Annotated in this window: 15 protein-coding genes and 1 tRNA gene; 1 reads left to right on the forward strand and 15 read right to left on the reverse strand. The window is 59.0% G+C overall.

Annotated features, from left to right (window positions below):
- Window positions 1–49: 49 nt before the first annotated feature.
- The 9 genes from RDK48_RS04360 to ftsH all read right to left on the reverse strand — a co-directional run bounded on the left by RDK48_RS04360 (window position 50) and on the right by ftsH (window position 12,394).
- Window positions 50–1,321 (reverse strand): OmpP1/FadL family transporter, encoded by a 1,272-nt coding sequence (locus RDK48_RS04360; RefSeq protein ID WP_298993049.1) that lies wholly within the window; start codon window positions 1,319–1,321, stop codon window positions 50–52.
- A gap of 130 nt (window positions 1,322–1,451) precedes the next feature.
- Window positions 1,452–3,833, reverse strand: coding sequence for a primosomal protein N' (gene priA, locus RDK48_RS04365; RefSeq protein WP_298993255.1), 2,382 nt, complete (start codon window positions 3,831–3,833; stop codon window positions 1,452–1,454).
- A gap of 90 nt (window positions 3,834–3,923) precedes the next feature.
- On the reverse strand, window positions 3,924–4,796 hold the full coding sequence (gene galU, locus RDK48_RS04370; protein WP_298993046.1) for a UTP--glucose-1-phosphate uridylyltransferase GalU: 873 nt from the start codon (window positions 4,794–4,796) through the stop codon (window positions 3,924–3,926).
- Window positions 4,797–4,930: 134 nt separating this feature from the next.
- Window positions 4,931–6,283 carry a phosphoglucosamine mutase gene (gene glmM / locus RDK48_RS04375; RefSeq protein WP_192111350.1) on the reverse strand — a complete coding sequence of 451 codons (1,353 nt, stop codon included), beginning with the start codon at window positions 6,281–6,283 and terminating at the stop codon, window positions 4,931–4,933.
- 153 nt (window positions 6,284–6,436) lie between these two features.
- Window positions 6,437–7,369 carry a YbbR-like domain-containing protein gene (locus RDK48_RS04380; protein ID WP_298993042.1) on the reverse strand — a complete coding sequence of 311 codons (933 nt, stop codon included), beginning with the start codon at window positions 7,367–7,369 and terminating at the stop codon, window positions 6,437–6,439.
- A complete protein-coding gene (gene cdaA, locus RDK48_RS04385; RefSeq protein ID WP_298993039.1) occupies window positions 7,356–8,090 on the reverse strand; it encodes a diadenylate cyclase CdaA in 735 nt (244 codons plus the stop codon). Before cdaA ends, RDK48_RS04380 begins: the two co-directional genes overlap by 14 nt.
- 44 nt (window positions 8,091–8,134) lie before the next feature.
- Window positions 8,135–9,397, reverse strand: coding sequence for a diguanylate cyclase (locus RDK48_RS04390; protein WP_298993036.1), 1,263 nt, complete (start codon window positions 9,395–9,397; stop codon window positions 8,135–8,137).
- A 116-nt stretch (window positions 9,398–9,513) separates the two neighbouring features.
- The gene (gene folP, locus RDK48_RS04395; protein WP_298993033.1) at window positions 9,514–10,392 is read right to left on the reverse strand and encodes a dihydropteroate synthase; all 879 of its coding nucleotides are present in this window, start codon (window positions 10,390–10,392) and stop codon (window positions 9,514–9,516) included.
- Window positions 10,382–12,394 (reverse strand): ATP-dependent zinc metalloprotease FtsH, encoded by a 2,013-nt coding sequence (ftsH, locus tag RDK48_RS04400; protein ID WP_298993030.1) that lies wholly within the window; start codon window positions 12,392–12,394, stop codon window positions 10,382–10,384. Before ftsH ends, folP begins: the two co-directional genes overlap by 11 nt.
- Window positions 12,395–12,737: 343 nt before the next feature.
- Here ftsH and RDK48_RS04405 point away from each other — a divergent pair.
- A tRNA-Sec gene (locus RDK48_RS04405) sits at window positions 12,738–12,831 on the forward strand.
- 122 nt (window positions 12,832–12,953) lie between these two features.
- On the opposite strand, the gene der is transcribed toward RDK48_RS04405, so the two are convergent.
- From der to RDK48_RS04435, 6 genes are all read right to left on the reverse strand, one after another.
- Window positions 12,954–14,321, reverse strand: coding sequence for a ribosome biogenesis GTPase Der (gene der / locus RDK48_RS04410; protein ID WP_298993027.1), 1,368 nt, complete (start codon window positions 14,319–14,321; stop codon window positions 12,954–12,956).
- A gap of 186 nt (window positions 14,322–14,507) precedes the next feature.
- Entirely contained in the window at window positions 14,508–15,683 is a 1,176-nt protein-coding gene (locus RDK48_RS04415; RefSeq protein ID WP_298993023.1) for an RluA family pseudouridine synthase, read from the reverse strand.
- A gap of 67 nt (window positions 15,684–15,750) precedes the next feature.
- Entirely contained in the window at window positions 15,751–17,115 is a 1,365-nt protein-coding gene (locus tag RDK48_RS04420) for a diguanylate cyclase (protein WP_298993020.1), read from the reverse strand.
- A 302-nt stretch (window positions 17,116–17,417) separates the two neighbouring features.
- Window positions 17,418–18,161: an energy-coupling factor ABC transporter ATP-binding protein gene (locus RDK48_RS04425; protein WP_298993016.1), complete on the reverse strand. Its 744-nt coding sequence runs from the start codon at window positions 18,159–18,161 to the stop codon at window positions 17,418–17,420.
- The gene (gene cbiQ, locus RDK48_RS04430) at window positions 18,154–18,915 is read right to left on the reverse strand and encodes a cobalt ECF transporter T component CbiQ (protein WP_298993014.1); all 762 of its coding nucleotides are present in this window, start codon (window positions 18,913–18,915) and stop codon (window positions 18,154–18,156) included. Before cbiQ ends, RDK48_RS04425 begins: the two co-directional genes overlap by 8 nt.
- A 9-nt stretch (window positions 18,916–18,924) precedes the next feature.
- Window positions 18,925–19,626: a cobalamin biosynthesis protein CbiL gene (locus RDK48_RS04435; RefSeq protein ID WP_298993012.1), complete on the reverse strand. Its 702-nt coding sequence runs from the start codon at window positions 19,624–19,626 to the stop codon at window positions 18,925–18,927.
- Window positions 19,627–19,635: the final 9 nt, after the last annotated feature.

The raw sequence follows: 19,635 nt of genomic DNA on the forward strand, positions 1-19,635 counted from the left end.
CCCGCCGCCTACGCAACAACAGCTGCGCGTATTTGGGCAATGTGACTTTTTAGAAGGTGTAACCCACTGAAAGCATGTAGATGTTTGCAGACACATCCTTGGAGTTGCCGCCCGTAATGCCCACATCGGGTGATATGCCCTTGGCATCGGTGTTGCCGTAGTCGAGCGAGTTGATCCACAAGTGGGAGTACGCGAGATCCACAGTCCAGTTATTCCAGTTAAAGCCGGTGCCCACGCTGAGCGTTTTGCGGCCATTGGTGGGGATCATGAAGTCGGCATGGCTTTCATTGACCACAGGTGTTTCATACGAAAAACCCGCGCGCAGGGTCCACCAGTCAAGGGGCTTGTATTCAACGCTGCCGTTGAAGTTCCAGCCGTCGCGCCATTCCTTGTTATTGATGGAACTGTAACCGTTATCCATATAGATATTCAGGGCATTGTAGGTGGACCAGCGGGTCCAGACCGTGCCCACTTCAAAGCTCAGATTGTCCAGCGGCTTGTAGGTAACGCCCAGCGCGGCCGAGTCTGGCAACTGAAGCACAGTGTTTGCGTCACAGTTTCTGGCCTCGGGCAGGTGTTTGGTGGCGCTGATGGCGTTGTTGCCCTGATAGGCGAATTCCACATCGCCATTGATGTTCATGGTCACCTGGCTCTTGTAGGACAGGCCAACCGACCACTGGTCGTTGAGGCGCATGTGCAGGCCAAGGTGAGCGCCGTAACCCCAGCCGTTGCCCTCGATCTGCATGTCGTTGTCAAATTTTTTGCCGTTGTTGTAGGTAGGAATCTTGTTGCCCATGTACATGTGGGCGTTCATGGCTTCCACGCCTACGGAGAAGGAAACTGTATCGTTGAGCTTGATGGCAAGGGTAGGCACGAAGGAAATGGTCTGCACGCCGATGTCATAGACATTGTACCTGCCCGCCCAGTCGCCCGCATAACTGTTGCCAAGGCCGAAACGCGAAAAAACGCCCAGACCGACCCAAGCGTTGTCGCTCAGCTGATGGCTCAGATAGGCATGCGGAGCATTCCAGAGCGCGGGTTTTGTGTAGGTATCGGTCTGGCGGCTGCCAGCATTGGTGGTTATGCCGCCTGAGGGGCTGATGAGGGCAAAGCCGCCCATCATGCGCGTGCCGGGCAGTTGCGTGATGCCAGCGGCATTATAGGCAATGGCCGAAACATCATCAGCGCGGCCCACCATGCCGCCAGCCAGGGAAACACCTCTGGCGCTCCATTCATTCAGGGCGAAACCTTCGCCCCAGGCTACGGGCGCGCAGCAGGCCACCAGAGCCAGCGCCAGACATACAGCACGAAAAACCTTCATCACCCCTCCACTAAGATGCAAAAAAAGCGCACAACAGCCCATCCCGGCATACCTTAGCACGCTGGTACGGTTGCGATGTCGCAGAAACGGACGCGGCTGTATGGCCGCCCTCGACAACAGTAATGGGATGTCACAACATATTTATCGGATCAAGGTCAAGGAAAAGTCGCAAGTGTCTTGAAGCTTTTTGTGACAAAGCAAAGAAATAGAGCGAGCGCAGCGCCTGCCAGTCCTGCCCTTTTACCAAGCATGTAAAACGTTTGCGCCCACGGAGCAGGGACAGTGGGGCAGGAGCGGGGCCAAGAAGCTGCACGCCCAGTTCCGCAGCCTTGCCGCGCAGCGCCTGAGCCAGATCGTTGAGAGCAGGGGGGCCGCCCTGTTCGTTCAGCGCGTAGGATATGCGAATGAGCGCCAGACGCACAAAGGGCGGGTAACGGCGCAGCCGCCGTTTGGCAAGCTCTGCCTGATAAAAGCCCTCATAGTCTGCGGTGCGCACGTACTGCCAGCAGTAGTGCTCCACATCACGCGTCTGGATAAGCACCCGGCCCGGCTTGTCGCCCCTGCCCGCGCGCCCGGCGGACTGCACCAGCAATTGGAATGTGCGCTCGGCGGCGCGGTAGTCCGGCAGATTCAGGCCAAGGTCAGCATCCGCGATGACGGCCAGCGTCACCAGCGGAAAGTGATGTCCCTTGGAGAGCATTTGCGTACCCACCAGTATGGGGGCCTCCTGCCGGGAAAAGGCCGCAAGGATTTCTTCCATGCGTCCAGGCCTGCGGGTGCTGTCCCTGTCAAGCCGCAGCACAGGCCCCCCGGCCAGTACGCTCAGGCGTTCGGCCAGGCGTTCCGTGCCTTCGCCCATGGGCAAAAAGTTCATGCCGCCGCACTCTGGGCAGGGCGAGGGAAATGGTCGGCTATAGCCGCAATAGTGGCAGACGAGTTTTTCCAGCCCCTTGTGGTAGGTGAGCCCAATTTCGCAGTGCGGGCAGCGCAGGGTGCGGTTGCAGTCCAAGCAGTACATCAGGGGGGCGTAGCCTCGCCTGTTCAGCAGTACCACTGCCTGCTCGCCGCGCTCAATGGTCTCGCGCAGTGCGGCTTCGCTCTGTGGGGCCAGCAGGCCATCCATGCTGGTTGAGCCGGGCGCGAGGGAGCTGATGTCCACCAGTTCGACCGGCGGCAGTTCGCGTCCGCCCACGCGGTGCGGCAGCCGCAGGATAGGCAGGTGCCCGTTTTCAGCCGCATAAAAGGTTTTGAGGTCTGGTGTGGCAGAACCAAGCACCAGCAGCCCCTTTGCCTGGGCAACACGGAACCACGCCACTTCCTTGGCCTGATAGGCCAGGCTTTCGTCCTGCTTGAAAGAGCCGTCGTGCTCTTCATCAAGCACAATGCAGTTCAGATGCGGCACAGGCAGAAACAGTGCCGAACGCGTACCCACGACAATGCAGGGGGTGTCGCTTTGCGCCATCTGGCGAAAGGTCGCTTCCCGCCGTGCGGGCGACTGGTAGCCGTGGTAGAAAAATAACGGAGCATCGGGCAGCGCGCAGGTGGCATCTCGCCGCAGTTTGTGGGCCAGCGCCACCTCGGGTGCGAGCAGCATGACGCTTTTGCCCGCCGCAAGGCAGGCCTTGGCAAGTTCAAGGTATACTGCTGTTTTGCCGCTGCCGGTCACGCCAAAGAGCAGGCGGGAGGAAGCCTCGTCCGCCCGCAGGGCCTCCAGCATGCTTTCAAGCGCAAGCGCCTGCTCATCGTTGAGGGTAAAGGGGGCAGGCGGGGGCGGCAACAGGCTTTGCTCTGTGGCGTCCAGGGCGTCATCATCGTCAACGCCGTTGTCTCGCGCAAGGTTGACGTGCCCGGCTTCCAGCAGGGTATGGAGGGCTGGTGTGACGGCCTGCCCAAGGGATTGCACCAGCCGCCTGCGGCTCACGCTGCCGTGCTGGTGCAGATAGTCCAGAACTTCGATCTGGCGTTTGGCCGAAGGCCGCACAGGCCAGGGCGGATCAACGCGCAGCAGGCAAAATTCTTCACTGGCGGCGTCTGTGCCGGGGGGCAGCATGCGGGCCGTGCCTTTGCAAAGGGCCGCTGCGAGCGCCTGACGCTGTTCGGGCAGGGCTTCACGGATGCGCGCCAGAGTCCAGGCCACAGCCTTGCCCGATTCGATATTGCGCAGCCGCACCCGCGCAAGGCGCAGGCCCTGTGGCAGCACATGCCCCAGAATATGACCGGGGTGCAGCCCCTGACGGCGGGCCAGATCTTCAGCCAGTTCCAGCAGTACCGCGGGGAGCAGGGGGGCGTTTTCCAGCGGCCAGCCAAGGCTTTTGCAGTCAACGCCTTCCGGCACGTCGGCGGTTGGGCTGACGCGCAAAAGCACTGCGGCGCGCAGGGCGGTGCGCTCGCCCCGGCCCAGCGGCACGGCCACGCGCAATCCGGGCTGCCAGAAATCGGCGGGAAATTCGGGCGGCAGCGTGTAGGTAAGGCTGGCGTAGGGCGGAGTGAGCAGGGCGACTGTGGCGTACATGTAGGGCAGAGTTACGTAATACGGCACCAATGGCAAGCCTCCTCTGGCGAACCAGAGGAGGCTTGGGGCAATACGTATGCGCAGCGGGTTTTAATGGAACTGCACAAAATTCTTGAGCAGCTTGAGCAGATCGTAGCGCAGTTCTTCGTCCTGAAGGGCAAAGTAGATGTTGGCGGTGAGAAATTCCGCCCAGTCGCCAGCGTCAAAGCGCATGCCGGACATGCGCACAGCCATCATGCCCCTTTCCTGAGCCATGGCCTGGAGTGCGTCGGTAAGCTGGATTTCGCCGCCGTGACCGGGTTCGACCTTTTCAAGATAGTCAAAAATATCAGGCGTGAGTACATAACGGCCAACAATAGCCATGCGCGAGGGAGCGTCTTCACGGGCGGGTTTTTCCACCATGTTTTTGACGCGGAACACGCCGGGGGTCACTTCGTCGCCATCAATGATACCGTAGCGGCTGACCTTCTCCCACGGTACTTCCATCACGCCGATGATCGGCATTTTTTCGGCCATGGCCACTTCAATGAGCTGGCCGATGCCGGGAGCGCCGCCAAACATGAGGTCATCGCCCACCATGATGGCAAAGGGATCATCACGCACAAGTTCGCGCGCACACAGCACCGCATGCCCAAGGCCAAGCTGGCGCTTCTGCCTCACGGACATGATGTTGACCATCTCGGCCACCTTGCGCACTTCAGCCAGCTTATCGAGCTTGCCAGCGCGTTCAAGCACGGCCTCAAGCTGGAGGTTGTAGTCAAAGTGGTCTTCAATAACCGTTTTGTCGCGGTTGGTGACGAAAATCACGTCTTCGATATTGGCGCGCTGCGCTTCTTCAACCACATACTGGATGACGGGCTTGTTGTAGATGGGCAGCATTTCCTTGGGAATATTCTTTGTTGCAGGCAAGGAACGGGTGCCCCATCCGGCCACGGGAATGACGACTTTACGAATATCCTTCATGCATGCCTCCAAGGGGGGTAGACAAAACAATTTTTATTAGCGGCAAACCGATGTAAGCAATAAACGGATAGCAGCCGTACTGCAAGCAGTACCTGCCCGATCCGGGAGTGCCGCCGCGAAGTTCAACAGTCAAATCAGCGCAGTTCGCGCTCAACCACAACGGCCAGATCTTCAGCGAATGTTTTGACCTTTTCGGGATTTTCGCCTTCCACCATGACGCGGCAAAGAGATTCCGTGCCGGAATACCGCAAGAGCACACGCCCGCGCCCGGCCAGTTCCGCCTCGACCTTGGCAACAGCCTCGCCAATGGCGGGGCGTTCCTCGAAGGGCAGGCGTTTTTCCACCCGCACGTTGATAAGCTTCTGCGGGAAGGGTTTGAGCCTGCCTGCCAGTTCGGAGAGAGGCTTGTCCTTTTCGCGCATGATGCGCAGAATTTGCAGGGCCGCCAGCAGGCCATCGCCCGTGGTGCTGTACTTGTGGAAAATAAGATGGCCCGACTGCTCGCCGCCCAGCATGGCGCCCTCGCGCCGCATGGCTTCCATAACGTAGCGGTCGCCAACCTTGGTGCGCAGCAGCGAACCGCCGTGATCCTTCATAAAAATTTCCAGGGCCATGTTGCTCATGGCGGTTGCCACAAGCAGATTGCCCGGCAGTTCGCCCCTGGCCATCATGGCCTGGGCGCACATGGCCATGAGCTGGTCGCCGTCAATGATGTCGCCGTGCTCGTCCACAACAATGAGGCGGTCGGCGTCGCCGTCCAGCGCAAGGCCCACATCGGCCCGAACCTCGCGCACCTTGGCTGCCACCACTTCGGGATAGAGCGAGCCGCAGTGCTCGTTGATGTTGGTGCCGTCAGGGCTTGTGCCGATGCGGAAAACTTCGGCTCCAAGTTCTTCAAGAGCCAGAGGGGCAACTTTGTAGCTGGCGCCGTTGGCGCAGTCAATCACAATGCGCAGGCCCGAAAGCGTCAGCTGGGGAGGGAAGCAGCTCTTGGTGTAAACAATATAGCGGCCCCCTGCGTCTTCAATCTTGGTGGCGCGGCCAACGCCGCGCGCTTCGGGGTAGGGCCATTTAAAGTCCGAATCCAGCACCATGGCCGATATTTCGTCTTCAGTCAGGTCGGGCAGCTTGTAGCCATCGGCGTCAAAGAACTTGATGCCGTTGTCGTGAAAGGGGTTGTGCGAGGCGGAAATAACCACCCCAAGGTCGGCCCGCATGCTGCGGGTAAGAAAGGATATGGCCGGGGTGGGCAGCGGGCCGGTCATGATCACGTGCATGCCGGCGGCGCACAGGCCGGAAGTGAGCGCAGATTCAAACATATAGCCTGAAAGGCGCGTATCCTTGCCGATGACCACCTTGTGCTGGTGGTCGCCGCGCCGAAAGCGCACACCCGCCGCCAGACCAAGTCGCAGGGCTACATCCACGGTCATGGGATAGTTGTTGACCGTGCCGCGCAGTCCGTCTGTGCCGAAAAGACGCTCAGCCATGAAAACTCCTTACCTCTAATTCTTTTGCAGCACGCAGACGCGTTTCGTGGGCGCTGTTGCTGGGTTTTGTCGTATGTGCCGTGCCCGGCCGCAAGGGGCAATGCTCGGTTGCGTTCCGTTCAGGCTGCCGGATGCGGCAGCTGAGGGCGGCGCTTATTTCTTTTTTCTTGTTACCGTAACTTCTTCCGTAACCGGGTTCAAGAGAGTCATTCCTTCCGGCAGTTTGAAGTGCAGGGGGGTTTTAACGCTCTCCCCCGGCTGGATCTCAGGCGTGACGAAAGAAACTTCCATCTCGCCAAGGTAATGGCTGTTCTTTGCCAGAGCCTCGGGCACCTCCACCAGCACGGCAATTTCATCGGGATTCACCGTGTAGGTCAAGCGGCTTTCCTTGGCAATTTCCACTTTGCAGCGGCGCGAGATGACGGTGCGCCCACTGGTGATGGTGTACTGCACCTTGACGGAAGGCGGCGTGGCCGTGACCATGCCCGGCGTGTCCAGCGTGATGGTCTGCTGCGTTGTTGTGCCTGCCGCCTTGGGATCAAGCATGATGGTCAGCGGCACGCTGGCAATGGCGGAGACAACGGATTCCGGGCCGCGCAAAACCACGGTGGCCGGGGTTACACTGACATTTTCCACAGTCAGGGCGCCGCTGCGCAGGGGCGAATCCACAACCGCCTTAACGGGCACGCTGCGCTCCTGCACGTTGTCGGCCTTGACCACAATGCGCGGGGGCTGCACATCAATGAGCTCAAAGGCGCGGAAACGCGCGCCAAGATGCTCCGCCGAGAGCGGCACCACTGTGGTGCCTTTTTTTATGGAAGAAAGATCCACCGCCTGAATGATCTTGCGTTGCGTGACCGAGCGCAGCAGAGTTTCCGGCCCGCGCAGGCGCACAACCGCCTTGTTGATGAGGCCGTCAGTCACCACAAGATTGGCAGGGATGCCAAAGTAATCAAGGTTTACTTCAATCTGCGCTTCCAGCCTGTCGCGAACGCTGACCATGTACCACATACTCACGGCGATAAACATCGCCAGCAGCATGGAGAGCAGGTGCGGGGGGCGGCGCGAGGGATCAGAGGATTTCATTAAGCACCTGCCTGAGGCGGGTAGCGTCAAGGGCGCGCATCAGCTCATCCTTGAGGGCTACGGAAATTTCGCCTCTTTCTTCAGAAACAACAATGACCAGAGCATCACTTTCGCGGGCGATACCCAGTGCCGCGCGGTGACGTGTGCCGAAGTTCTGCCCCTTGGCTTCGGCCAGCGGCAGAATGCAGGCCGCAGCGGTGATTCTGCTTCGGCTGATGATTACTGCGCCATCGTGCAGGGGGGCCTTGGGGTAAAAGATATTCATGAGCAGTTGGCGTGAAAGCTGCGCATCAATACGCACGCCTTCGCGTTTTATCATGTCGCCAAGGCGCATGCTGCGCTCAATAACAATAAGTGCGCCCACCCGCAGCCGGGCCATTTCAACACATGCGGTCACCACTTCTTCCACGCCGATATTCTTTATGCTGGATCGGCGAAAGATAGGCCGTGCGCCCATTTCGCCCAGAGCCTGACGGATGTCGGCCTGAAAAATAACGACTATGAGGATGAACAGGGAACTGAAAATGTGCTGCAACAGCCAGGTAAGCGTGTACAGGCCGAGAGCGTTTGAAAAGAAATACAGCAGCGTGAGCAGGCCCAGCCCCGTAAGGACTGTCAGCGCCCGCGAACCCCGCAGCATCTGGATAACCTGGTACAGCAGAATGCTGACCACGGCTATATCCATTACATCGCGCCAGTCTATGGCAATATGGTCAAACACGGTGTGTTCCTTGCAGCAAAGTGTATCGGGCAACCGCAGCGCTGTCAGCCGAGGGCCTTGGCGCGTTCCTTATCTTGGTACATGGCAGTGTCCGCGCAGGAGATCAGCGCATCCACTGTGAGGGCCGTATCAGGGTACACTGCACTGCCCATGCTGAACGTGATCGGCCCCGGTATGTTCAGCTCGGGCAAACCCTTTGCAAGATCGGCGCGCATTCGGGCAAAGGCGGCCTTGTCCCTCTCCTTGGACGGGTTGCCGTTGAGCAGCAACACAAATTCATCGCCGCCCATACGCCCCAGAATATGCGTCACCGGGGCATGAGCGCGAACAACCTCTGCGAAGAATTGCAATACTCGGTCGCCCGCCTCATGTCCATAGGTGTCGTTAATGCCTTTAAAATTATTTAAGTCAACGTAATATAAAGTAAAATTTTTTGAAATTGGTGCGGCTATGCGCCGTTGAAGCTCCTCAAAGAGTCCACGTCTGTTGAGCGCTCCCGTGAGGGCGTCTCTATAAGCGATGGCCTCAAGATAGGTGCGAATTTGCGTAAGGTCATGATTCCTTTGAACGAGAGTTGCAAGAAAGAGGCTGAGAAGAACACTCGTGCCCACATAGAGCCATGATTCCAGCGACTTGTACCACGCAAGGCCCGCCGACATGCGGATCAGCCAGTGAGCGTTAAGAATTGTCACAGGCATGTCTATGCTGCTGGCGTCTTTTTCTGAATCTGCGCTGCCAGCAATAAGCAACGCCCCGCCTTTATGGGGAGATGTGCGCCAAAGGCCAAAATCGATATTCATGCTGTCCAGCATGTAAAGGTCCGAGGCTGTCATCACGTCAGGAAAACGCAGCAATATTGCGGCAATACCCCAATAACGCGGAAGTCCATGAGCATCGGGAAGAAATATGGAAAGTCGCCCTACCAGAGCCGCGTCCCCGTTGGGGAGCAGTATCGGCCCGGCCAGGGTCAGCGGTGCGCCGTGGCGGGCCGTGACAGCCTCGTGGCTGCCCAGATTTCCGTCCAGCATATCTTGCCCCACCAGCAGGCTGTTGGCAGGCGTATATGGGTACACCTTGTCTATGGTGCCGCCGGGGGCGAGCACAAAGGCCTGAATGGTATCTTCATCGTGCAAGGCAGCGGCAACACGCTCGAATTCCTGAATGTTCCCGTTATTGTCAATAACAAGCGCGTTCAGAGTTTCCGTTTTGAATATCAGGCGCAACAGATCGCTTTGGAGGTTATCGCGCTGTGAACGGGCGATGCTCTCAAGTTTGACCCGTTCAATCTGCTGTTTGCGGTCAATCAAAACCCAGGTCAAAAGTAAGTTGAAGGCCAACGTGATGAGCAGCATTCCAGTGAATGGGCGCGTTGAAAAAGATCGCACCATACCGGCAGACTCGCAATCGTTGACGGTTTGAATCCCTAGTTGGCTTCAAGAGCCAAAGCAACAGTCATGGCCTGACGGGCCGCAACAACATCGTGCACTCTATGCCAGAACACGCCCTTGCCGCGCAGTATTGCTGTGGCCGTGGCTGTTGCCAGACCGCGCTCCTGCGGCGGCAGGCCCAGAAGCCCGCCAAAAACCGATTTCATGGACAGAGCCATGAGCACGGGCCGCCCAAGCGCGAGCCAGTCTTCCGGGTGCGCCAGCAGGGTGAGGTTGTGTTCAAGCGTCTTGCCAAAACCGATGCCGGGGTCAAGCACAATGCGGTCTTCCGGCAGGCCCGCCCGCACCAGACGCGACATCTCGTGCTCAAAAAATTCCAGCACTTCACGGCGTACATCTGTGTAGCGCGGATCGCGCTGCATGGTCTGCGGGCGGCCTTGACTGTGCATCAGCACATAGCCAGGCTTGTACTGCACAAGTACATCCAGCAGGGCGGGATCAAAGGCGCAGGCCGAAATATCATTGATGATGGCTGCCCCCATGTCCAGCACAGCGGCAGCCGTGGCGGCATGGTAGGTATCAACAGAGATTACGGCTCCGGGAGCAGCCTGACGCAGTCCTGTCAGAACTGGCAGCAGGCGCTCGGTTTCCTGCTGGGGGGGCAATTCCGCGGCTCCGGGCCGCGACGATTCCGCGCCAAGGTCAAGAATATCTGCACCCTGGTTGCGCAGGGTCAGTGCATGGTTGAGGCCCGGTGCCGGGGCATTGTGGCGGCCCCCGTCATAAAAGGAATCCGGGGTCAGATTTACAATGCCCATGACGCCAAAGGGGGAGGGCGTCTTCAACGCCCGCCCCCCAAGAATATGCCAATCTGCGCCCCTGGAAAGAGCGGCTGGGCAAATGCTATCGGTCATTTTCTTTACTGTTGTTCCGGGTGCTCTCGGCTTCGGACGGCTTGGATTCCGCCTGCGCCGATTGCTGCTCCGGCTTCTGCTCTGCCTTCTGTTCTGGGGCCTGAGCGTCCGTATCTGGTTCAATTACAAATTCAGCACCGGATTTGGCAGCCTTGCCACCCTTGGCGGCAGCGCTGGCGGGTACGGGTTTGCCGTTGCTGTCGAGCGGAGGCAGCTCCTTGTTGTCCATGAGCAGCTCAAGATCCTCGCCAGTGATGGTTTCGCGATCAAGAAGGGCCTGGGCAATGCGGTGCAGGGCATCCAGATTTTCCTCAAGCAGCTTGCGGCAGCGGCTGTGCGCGTCTTCCACAATGCGCTTCACTTCCGAATCCACAAGCCGTGCCGTGTCTTCGCTGAAGTTCTTGTTCTGAACCCATTCGCGGCCAATAAAAACTTCTTCGCCGGTTTCGCCGATGGCCAGTGTACCCACGGCTTCGCTCATGCCCCACTCGCAGACCATTTTGCGGGCCATGCGGGTGACGCGTTCAATGTCGTTGGAGGCACCAGTGGTGATATCGTCAAAAATAATTTCTTCCGCCACGCGGCCACCCAGCAGCACCACCAGATTATTGCGCAGGAAGGTGCGCGAATAGCCGTGTCGGTCTTCTTCCGGCAGCTGCATGGTCACGCCCAGGGCGCGCCCACGCGGAATGATCGTAACCTTGTGCACGGGGTCGGAACCGGGCAGCAGGCGGGCAGCCAGGGCGTGACCGCCTTCGTGGTAGGCTGTGATGCGCTTTTCTTCCTCAGAGAGGATAAGGCTGCGGCGTTCGCGGCCCATGAGAACCTTGTCCTTGGCATACTCGAAATCTTGCATGTCCAGGCGATCCTGATTGAGTTTGGCGGCCTGAAGGGCAGCTTCGTTGACCAGGTTTTCAAGGTCAGCTCCAGAAAAGCCAGGTGTACCGCGAGCCAGCACTTCCAGATCAACATCGCCAGCAAGAGGCGTGCGTTTGGTGTGCACTTCAAGGATGCGGCGGCGGCCACGCAGGTCGGGCGTGGGCACCATCACCTGACGGTCAAAACGGCCAGGACGCAGCAGGGCGGGGTCAAGCACATCGGGGCGGTTGGTGGCGGCAATGAGGATAACGCCTTCATTGCTTTCAAAGCCGTCCATTTCCACAAGCAGCTGGTTCAGAGTCTGCTCGCGTTCATCATGTCCGCCGCCAAGGCCAGCGCCGCGCTGACGGCCAACGGCGTCGATTTCGTCAATAAATATCAGACAGGGCGCGTTTTTCTTGCCCTGAACAAAAAGGTCGCGAACGCGCGAAGCGCCCACGCCCACAAACATTTCAACAAAGTCTGAGCCGGAAATGGAGAAGAACGGCACCCCGGCCTCGCCAGCAACGGCGCGGGCCAGAAGGGTTTTACCCGTGCCTGGAGGGCCCACGAGCAACACGCCCTTGGGGATGCGCCCGCCAAGGCGGGTAAACTTTTTGGGGTTGGAGAGAAATTCCACAACTTCCGAAAGTTCGTCCTTGGCTTCGTCAACACCAGCCACGTCAGCAAAGGTAACGCGGGTGCTGTCCTGATTGAGCAAGCGGGCGCGCGACCGGCCAAAGCTCATGGCCTTGCCTCCACCGCTCTGCATCTGGCGCATAAAGAAAATCCACACGCCCACCAGCAGCAGCATGGGGAACCATGAAACCAGCAGGGTCATGTACCAGGGTTGTTCTTCCGGCGGCTCGGCCTTGATTTCAACCTTTTTTTCGATAAGTCGGTTTACAAGGCCGATGTCCTGCGGAGCGTAGGACTGCACGGTTTTGCCGTCAGCAGTGCGCCCGATGAGGGTATGGCCCTGAATGGTCACGGACAGGAGCTGCCCGTTGTCCACCTGACTGAGAAAATCTGAGTAGGGCACCCGCTGGGTGATCCCCTGCGGTTGCTGGAACATATTGAAAAGCATGACCATCGCCAGGACGATTATCGCCCACAGCATCAGGTTGCGACTTATCTGATTCAACACTGCCTCCGTTACGTTTTCCGTGCGCGGGGGCGCACGGCCAGGCCGGATATATGGCCAGCACAGTTAAGAAATTACTACCTGTATGTGTCTGGTGTCAAATGTTTGTGGGCATTTGCAGTTCAGGCAACAGGGTTTCGGCTGCGCTTGTCTTGTTCATAATAATGCGCAAAAAACACTTGGCAATGGAGGTTTGACGTTCAGAAGTCAAAACAGCATGCCGGGTGCGTGTTGCGCATGCTCAAACTGTGCTGCGGGCTTTGCTGCTTTTGCTGTGCTGCAAAGGCCAAATAAGTTTGCCCTATTGCGGGCAAGGGGCTTTTGCCCTATGGTGCGCCCATGCGGAGACGTTTCGTCACCGGTGTGGCGCCCGGTCTTCAAAACCGGTGGCAGGCCTTGCGGTCTGTGGTAGGTTCGACCCCTATACGTCTCCGCCATTCAAACGCTTTTAGCTAGGCTCAGTTGGCTTGCCGTCTTTTGCAGACTGACGTTTTGTCCCCCGATTTGACCGGGGGATTTTTTTGCTCAGTGGGCAGCCTGGTTTCAGCCAGGCCTGCCGCTATTTTTCAGATTTTTTCTTGTGGCTTGAACGCAGGTGCAGGCGCATGGGGGCGTGCGTGATGCCAAATATTTTGCGCAACGCGCGTTCAAGATAGCGGGTATAGCTTTCAGGAACACGGGTGGCATCGCTCACAAAACATACAAAGGTCGGCGGCGAGGTTTCCGCCTGGGTCAGGTAGAAGAACTTGGCGCGCACACGCTTGACCACAGGCGGCTGGTGCTTGTCGAGCACTTCTTCCATGGCGCGGTTGAGCTTGCCGGTAGAAATGCGCACGCTGCATTCTTCGTGAATCTGGGTTGCCAGGGGCAGGATTTTTTTCAGGCCGGTTCCCTTGAGGGCAGAAACATTCAGGATCGGCACATGCGGGCAGAAGGCCAGCATTTCGGATATGTTCTTTTTGAGCCTGTCCAGAGAGTCGCGGGGGGCCAGATCGCACTTGTTGATAAGCACCATAAAGGGCGTTTTGCGTGTGTTCAGCATGTCCATGAGGCGCTTGTCCTGCTGGCTCACGCCTTCGGCGGCGTCCAGTGTCAGCAGGGTCACGTCGGCCTTGGTACTCGACTTGATGGCCGAGTTGACGGAATACTTTTCCAGGCTGTCGCTGATCTTGGTGCGGCGGCGTACTCCAGCCGTGTCCACAAATACATAGTCGCGCCCACCGCTCGCAAAGCGCACGTCAACGCTGTCGCGCGTGGTGCCTGCCACATCGGAAACAATCATGCGGTCAGTGCGGGAAATGGCGTTGATGAGCGATGATTTGCCCGCATTGGGGCGGCCAAGCATGGCAAGCTTGAGGGTCGGCGGCGCGGGCGGTTCGGTGGAGGTTTCTTCCGGCAGCAGAGCTACCAGATCTTCCACCAGGGCGGTGATGTTGTGCCCGTGCTCGGCGGAAACCGCAAGCAGCGGAAAGCCCAGAACATGAAATTCGGCCATGAGCTCATCTTCGCGCTCCACGCCGTCAACCTTGTTGACCACGCAGATGGTGGGCAGGCCCTTGCGGCGCACATGGGCTGCAAGATGCTCGTCCAGGGGCAGCAGGCCATCGCGCGAATCCACCACAAAGGCCACGGCTGCGGCGCCGACCAGCGCCGTCTCGGTTTGCGCAAGAATGTCGCGCTCAAAGCCGCGAATGCCTTCGGGCCCTTCCACCACGGCGGAGTGGGCGTCAAGGGTGATGCCGCCCGTGTCCACGATACCGAAAACGGGGGTGTCCTTGCGGCGCACCACGCCGTCCATACGGTCGCGGGTCACGCCGGGGCGGTCATGGGTGATGGCCCGATTGCTGCGGATAAGCCTGTTGAACAGGGTGGATTTGCCCACATTGGGGCGACCCACCAGAATGACGCGGGGCAATGTATCTGCCATGAGAATACCTTAGTGTACGCCTGGGATTTGCCAGGCGAGATTGCAAGCGTGAAGCGGAGTGCGCCGTCATTCGGTCATGCGCTCCGATGAAAAGAAAGCGCCTGGAGCATATGCTCTCTGAGGCGTCTGGCGTGTAGTGTCGCGCAGACCGCGCGGCTGCCAGGACAGCTGGGTTTTAGGACTGTTTTACTGGCGTAAAAATTTATTTTTAGCACGTTGTTCCGCCAAAGGGAAGACCCCGCACCCGTCCCCATGTTCCGGGGTTGCCATGACGGCGACAGGCTCTGGCATCTGCTCAAGGGCATGCGTGCCAGACCACGGCGGAAGACATGAAAACACGTGTCCGCAGGGCATGGTTACACGCAGGGCATGCAGCATCAAATTTTCCGGCTCCGGGGCCGATTTTTCTGTAGTGCCCATGCGGGCCGGGGCCGGGAGGGCGTAGGCCCCGCGCGGCACATGGCGGCGCGGGGGCGCAGCCTGCCCGTACTTGGTGTCGCCAATCACAGGATAGCCCACAGCGGCAAGCTGCACACGGATCTGATGCGTGCGGCCTGTTAGCAGGCGCACAAGCAGCAGGCTTTGCGCTTGCTCCACCCTCAGGGGGCGTACCATGCACAACGCCTCGCGGCTGTCTGCCTCGCCGGGCGCGACCGGGCGCACCTTTTCGTAGCCCTGGGCTGTATCCTTGCGCAGAAAGTGGCGCAGCATCTGCGTTTCGGCAAATGGCCAGCGCCCCTGCACCCAGACCACATATTCCTTGGCCAGCGTTCCATCGCGTATGGCGTCCTGAGCCTTGGCAAGGGCTTCGTACGAGGCAGCCACCAACAGTACGCCCGATGTTTCCTTGTCCAGCCTGTGCACGGGCGTGGGCTTGAAGGGCGCGTTTGCGAAGTAGGCGGCCAGCCGAGAGCTGAGGCTGTCGTCATGCCCGGTGCCGGGATGTGTTGGCAGGCCTGCGGGTTTGTTGAAAGCCCACAGGTAACCGTCTGTGCCGATCATGGGCGGCAGCGGAGGCGAATCGCCAGGCTGCGGGTCAAATACTGTATCCGCCAGCGGCTGGGGGGCCATTTCTGACGCGCTTTCTTCCGCCATTTTGAAGGCAAAGGGAGGAAGGCGAACAATGTCGCCTGTCTGCACACGGGCAAAGGGCTTGCATCTGCCGCCGTTAATGCGCACCTGTCCAGTACGCACCCAGCGGTGGAGCAGGGTGGGGGGCAAGTTCAGCCGCCTTTGCAGGAACTGTAACAACTTTTGGCCGCTTTCGGTCTCCTGAACTATCGGCTGTTCCAGCGGCGATTGCCTGCTGATGCCGATGCCAGAGTCCTGGGCCTGCGTAGGGGGAGGGTTATCGTCCGACATGCAAATACTCTGGCGCAAAGCCTGCCTTGCGTCAAGAGAGGCGGGGGCGCGGTCTGCCTGCTGCGTATTACAGATAGCGGCAGTCGTTCATGGAAACCTTGGCAAAAGTGTGGCGCTCAATCCAGTCCCGAACGCGTTGGCGCGACTCAGCCCTTGTGGTTAGTTTGTTTCGCAGCATGGCCCGGTCTGCGTCCACCATGGCGCTGGCAATGCTGGTTTGCATGTTTTCTGCGCAGGCGGAACCCATTGCCAGCAAGACCGGGGGGCGGTTTTGCTGGTTGTTGTGCCTTTCAAAGCGCTGCATGAGTTCATGTAAAATTTCGGCAACCTTCAGTCTGTCGCATCCGGGCAGCAGCACGGTATATTCATCGCCGCTCATGCGCGCCACGCAGGCTGCGGAATCCAGCCCGCCGCGCAGCAGCAGGGCCGCCTGGCAAAGCACGGTATTGCCTTCTTCGTGCCCGAGGTAATCGTTAATCATTTTCAGGCCGTTGACATCGGCAACGATTATCCCCACTGGGCGAACGGCGTTTTGCTCCAGCTTCTCCACGGTCATGGTAAAAAAAGTTCGGCTGCGCAAACCTGTGAGCGGGTCGTTGCGCACCATGTCCTCAAGGTGGGCTCTGTCGGCCTGGCTTGCGCTGATGTCGGTATGCAGGCCCACCACACGCGTGGCCCAGCCGTTGGCATCGCGCTGCGTAACGTTGCCGCGGCCAAGAATCCAGGCCCAGGTATTATCTGCCCTGCGCATGCGGTAGGTGCATTCAAAGGTATCTCCGTGGGAGGGCGAGGCTATGATGTCTTTTTGTATGGGCACCACATGGGCGTAATCTTCCGGATGAATTTTTTCTTCCCAGCTTCGTAGCGTTGCGGGGAATGTCTCGGCCGTGTAGCCCAGCATTTCGATGTAGCGGGAGCTGTAGTAGACGGTATTGGTATTTGCGTCCCAATCCCACAGTCCATCGCCGGAAGCATTGAGCGCCAGCATCAGGCGGGCTGCATCCTGTGTGGAGTGCGGCGTGGCAAGGTGCTGCATGGAAAAGCGCGCGGACGGCAAAATCTGCTGCGCCTGACGTTCCACCGCACTGATGCAGCCAACCACATGCTCTGCCTGCCCTGCACTGTTGCGCGCAAGGGTTATAAGCTGGGTTCGCGCTACAAGACCGTTGATGGGGAAGCATATTTCCATATGCGCGCCGATGTGGCCTTCGAGAAACGTCTGCAACGATTGTCCGAGTATATCCCTTTTATCTTCATGGCATGCGCCAAGGAATGCCGCCATGCTGCAAGGAATATTTGCCTCAATGCCAAGCAGCCTCCCGGCCCCAACGCTGAAGCTGAGGAGGTCTGAGGCAACGCGCCATTCCAGCACGGCATCGGTTGTGTCCGTCTGAATAAGCGGCAGGGGGAGGCTGGGATGGGGTTCGCGCATGGCAATCCTTGGGAGGCCAAGATATGGTGCCAAAAGATAGGAATCTGACGCAGAGCATAAATTGCTGCGCGACCTTACTACTGTTCAGGAAAGAATGCTACTATCATTTTATATATGTAAATAGATATTAGGTGCGGAAATTAAAGGCCGGGGCTGCCGGAGGCGAGCCAGCGGGCAATGCCAGCGCGGCGTTATAGAAGTGCGGGGCGAGGCGGCAGGCCGGAAAATTATTTTATAGCAGATAGCTGCGGGCGTATTGCCCTTGCATTGTTGACGATTGCCGCCAGCAAAATTGTGTGCGGCTAATGTTCGTGGGGTTCGTTGCCCAAGGGGTGGGCGTGCATGTGGGCATGGGCAAAGGAGGGGGCGCAGGCGCTCAGCTGATTGTTGGTGATGGTGAGGTACTGGGTGGATGTTTGCGCCAGAAAATCCCAGTCATGGGAAATGGTTATGCGCGCCGTGTTCAGGCTGCCCAGAATGTCGATGATGCGCTGGCGGGCATCGTTGTCGAGGCCGTTGGTGGGTTCGTCAAGCAGCAGCGCCTCGGGCTTCATGGCCATCACTGAAGCCAAGGATACGAGCTTTTTTTCGCCGCCGGAAAGCCGGTGGGTAAGGCGGTTTTCAAACCCGGCAAGGCCGAGATCGCGCAGGGTGTCCAGGGCGCAGTCTCTTGCCTCGTCGGCTGAAAAGCCGAGATTCAGCGGGCCAAAGGCCACGTCCTCCAGCACGGTGGGGAAAAAGAGCTGGTCTTCTGCATGTTGCAGCACAAAGCCCACCTTGCAGCGCAGATCGTAGAAATCCTTTTCTTCCTTGAGGGGCGAGCCGTGGAACAGCACCTGACCTGCCTGAGGGCGCGCCAGCCCCGTGATGCAGCGGAAAAGCGTTGTCTTTCCGCTTCCGTTGGGTCCATAGAGGCCGATGCGCTGACCAGGATGCAGTGAAAAATCCACATCGCACAGCACCGCGCGCGGCGAGTTGCCCTGCCCGTAAGCAAAGCAGATGCCCTCAAGGCTGAAAATGGCTGCATCGTGATGGTGGTCAGACATTGAGGCCTCCCAGGCATTCAACCGCGATGATCCCCGCCATGCACAACAGCAGGCACAGTGCAAAAAGACAGTCGCCCCTTTGGGCATGGAATACCGTCACCGATCTGAAATGGCCGGAAAATCCCCGCAAGACCATGGCTTCGCGCACCCGTAGCGAGCGTTCGTAGCTGCGCACCAGCAACAGGCCCAGCAAGGATGCCAGGGTGCGGTAGGTATGCATGTTGGTGCGCGGGCGAAAACCCCGCAACCGGGCAGCCACCAGCAGGGTGTGCCATTCCTGGGCGATGACGTGAACGTATCTGGCTGTGAAAAGAAAGAGGAAAACGAGCTTGGGCGGGCAGTGCAGCCGCTCCAGCGCATGCCCGGCGGTGGGGGCGTTCATGGTGGCGACAAGCGCCAGAAAGACGCAGGCAATGGCATTGGACTTGATGCTTACCAGCATCGCAAGGCGCACGCCTTCAGCGCTCACTGTAAGCATTCCCCATTGTGCAAGAGGAGTTCCCGGCGTGGTCAGGGGCGTAACGCACCACAGAAAAACAATGAAGATATTGATGGCGCCGAGGCGTTGCAGCAGTGCGCGTACAGGTGGATTGGCCGCCGTCAGCAGTGCCAGACCCAGCGCAAAGGCCATGCCGCACGCGATCAGGCTGTGCAGCAGCGATATGCATATCGCAAGCCCCCCTGCGAAGGCCATGCGAACGCGGGGGTCAATGCTCTGTATGAGCGAGGGGCGAACAAAGGGCTGGTCAAACACTCCCAGCCATTACCCCCGACGCCCCTTGAAGTAAAGGGCAATGCCCGCCAGACCCACCAGCCAGCCGATGCCGCCGAAGATTTCAGAAAAGCTGGGGCGGGACACGCGCATTTCGGCAAGTTCCCGGCGGATGGGCCCAAGCTTGACGTCCAGCGCCGCGTTGACAATGGTTTGCAGCTCCCCGGAGCTGACGCCGACAGCACTTGGGGTGGGCGCAGCCGCGCCTTTTGCTCCTGGGGTTGCCGTGGATACTGCGTGTGCAGCCGGAGACGTTTTTTCCGCAGCCTGCGCCGTGTCTTTTGCTTCAGGTGCACTGGCGGGTATGGTGGGCGTCTGGATAGCCGTCAGTTCGGCGGCATCCATCATCCATTCATTCTGATGGCCTTCGCCAGCCTTGACGACAATGCGCAGGCCGTGGGCCTTGCCCTCAGCGGGAACGGGAAAACGGTACACGCCCTGATCATCGGTGCGGCCTTCCTGTAGTTTTGCACCAGTGGCAGCATCATACACCACAACCTGTCCCTGCTTGACCTTGTTGCCACCGTTAAAGCCGCATTCCGCAACAACCTGATCCCCTTCTGTCCAGGCAAAAATATTGACCCGGTGGGCCTGAGCCGCATGGGGCAATGCCAACGTGAAGAGCAAAAACAGCGTGGACAACAGTGCGGGCAACATGGGCGAGAATGACCTGCGCGAACAAATGGAAAGCATGGAGCCTCC

The sequence above is a fragment of the uncultured Desulfovibrio sp. genome (assembly GCF_902477725.1).
Taxonomy (GTDB): Bacteria; Desulfobacterota; Desulfovibrionia; order Desulfovibrionales; family Desulfovibrionaceae; genus Desulfovibrio.